Genomic DNA, 1,805 nt, shown 5'->3' with positions numbered 1-1,805 from the left:
GACGGTTAACAGCCTGCGAACCCGAAAATGAGGCGAGTGAAAGAAATCGGCGCATAAGAAAACAAGCCCTTATTCGAACTTATTCAAAGACAGAGAGACCAACGAGGAGGAAACGACAAGACGCTAAGACTCTTGAGGCAGTCAGGCCTAGCCCGCAGGGTGACACCTAAGGCAACATAAGAATCGTGATAAAGACACGTTTACAGTTTTGTCTTTACAAGGAGAGAAGGCTCAGAACAGGTAACAAAACTCCCCAAGTGTCATGTTCATCAATGTGAGAAGTTGAGTCCGAGGTCGGCTCTATGACATCTCTTAAAATATTCAGAGCCTTTAAAGCAACTATGTATTACATGTGTAATACACATTTAGTTCATTTTGTTGATCAACTCGATGAGATCTTCATCATCGATCTTGTCTCGATATAAAGCCAACGCTCGAAACAGTTTCGCTGCAGACACATTTCTCTCTGTCTGCTCTTGCAGGTTTGATACCCAATCGGTTATCCGTTCTTTATCCGTCAGTGACATTCTAAGGGTCAGAGGAGGCACCTTATAAGATGTCGTCACTTTCTTTTTGACAGTCGTAATCCCCGTCGACTTACTTGAACCTTCGTGCTTGTCACTAGAGAGAGCGGTTATCGCTCCTCGTTTCTTTAACTTGCTCATGTGTATTACCTATGTATTACATTAAATTTAAAAGAAACGCAGCGAGTTTTCGGTAATCGTTATTAACAAGAGACCCCGATTTATAAAAACGCACAGGAGAGGAAACGGCATTAGCTTGTCCGACATGCTCAGAACGACGGACAGATACTGGTAACAATTTATCTTGTACTACCTCCAATTCCTCATCAATGAACTCATTAATAATAGTGTTTCTTGAGTCGACCTCGTTCCTCAGAATCAGATAATTACCTTCGTCATCCTTAATTTCAGATACAGCTTCGAGTAAAGGGCTAATGCCATCTAATGAAAATGCACCTGAGTCAACAGGGATCAAGATAAGGTCTGAAGCCTGGATTGCGTTAAGAGTCGTTAGGGATAAGTTTGGTGGTGTATCAAGAAGAATGAAATCATAGGTATCACCTAACTTCGCCAATTGCTTCTCTAAAATTCGTTCACGGTTAATCTTTGTCAGTGATGTTTCGATGACACGTGACAACTGAACATCAGCAGGAACAACATAGAGGTTTTCAATGGAGTTCCCATTAAGCTTTGCAGGTTGAATTAAATCGACAATGGACACAACTTTAGGCTTATCAAACAAAGCAGCAATCGTCTCTTCAAAGTTAAAATCACGTTGTCCAGTTAACGTTTTGGAGCAGTTCCCTTGAGGATCAAGGTCAATAACTAACACTTTTCGTTTTCGTGCAAGCTCAGCTCCTAAATTGACAAGAGTCGTGGTTTTTCCAACGCCACCTTTTTGGTTCGCTGCGCTGATGATCTTTGTTTTCATAATAGACACCTCATGTATTACATGTGTAATACACAATAAGAAGCAAACATCGACCTGTCAATGTATTACATAGGTAATACACTTTTCATTAACGTCTAAAGTTATCCATCCGTGACTAATCCGATAATATCAAGGCTGTAAAAACCCTAAAGAAGTTGACCCCAGCTGCGAAACCACTATCCGCGTTGAATCAAGTTATTAGGCTTCTCACAAACCAATACTTGTTGTTTAACTCATCCCAAGACTAAGATCAAAATCGAGTTCTGAAATTAAAAATATTGTGACTACGATGGGGACACGGTTTAAGCATAACTACGAACAACTAGCAAGTTACGTCACTTTGCTTTCAT

General features: G+C 40.6%; 2 protein-coding genes. Both read right to left on the bottom strand.

The features are described 5' to 3' along the window. Window positions 1-365: 365 nt before the first annotated feature. Complete coding sequence (locus QQ041_RS22160) at window positions 366-665, bottom strand: hypothetical protein (protein ID WP_285955069.1); 300 nt, start codon at window positions 663-665, stop codon at window positions 366-368. A gap of 16 nt (window positions 666-681) precedes the next feature. Further along, window positions 682-1,455, bottom strand: coding sequence for a ParA family protein (locus QQ041_RS22155; protein ID WP_285955068.1), 774 nt, complete (start codon window positions 1,453-1,455; stop codon window positions 682-684). Window positions 1,456-1,805 lie beyond the last annotated feature (350 nt).

Origin of the sequence: Vibrio sp. TMPB1044, assembly GCF_030442075.1 — a bacterium.
GTDB lineage: Bacteria > Pseudomonadota > Gammaproteobacteria > Enterobacterales > Vibrionaceae > Vibrio > Vibrio satsumensis.
The sequence above is the reverse complement of the archived record's forward strand: the minus strand, read 5'-3'. Positions and strand labels throughout refer to the sequence as shown.

Bases quoted from the DNA above. Each gene is read 5' to 3' on its own strand.
- QQ041_RS22160 (WP_285955069.1), bottom strand. From the start codon at position 665: ATGAGCAAGTTAAAGAAACGAGGAGCGATAACCGCTCTCTCTAGTGAC.
- QQ041_RS22155 (WP_285955068.1), bottom strand. From the start codon at position 1,455: ATGAAAACAAAGATCATCAGCGCAGCGAACCAAAAAGGTGGCGTTGGA.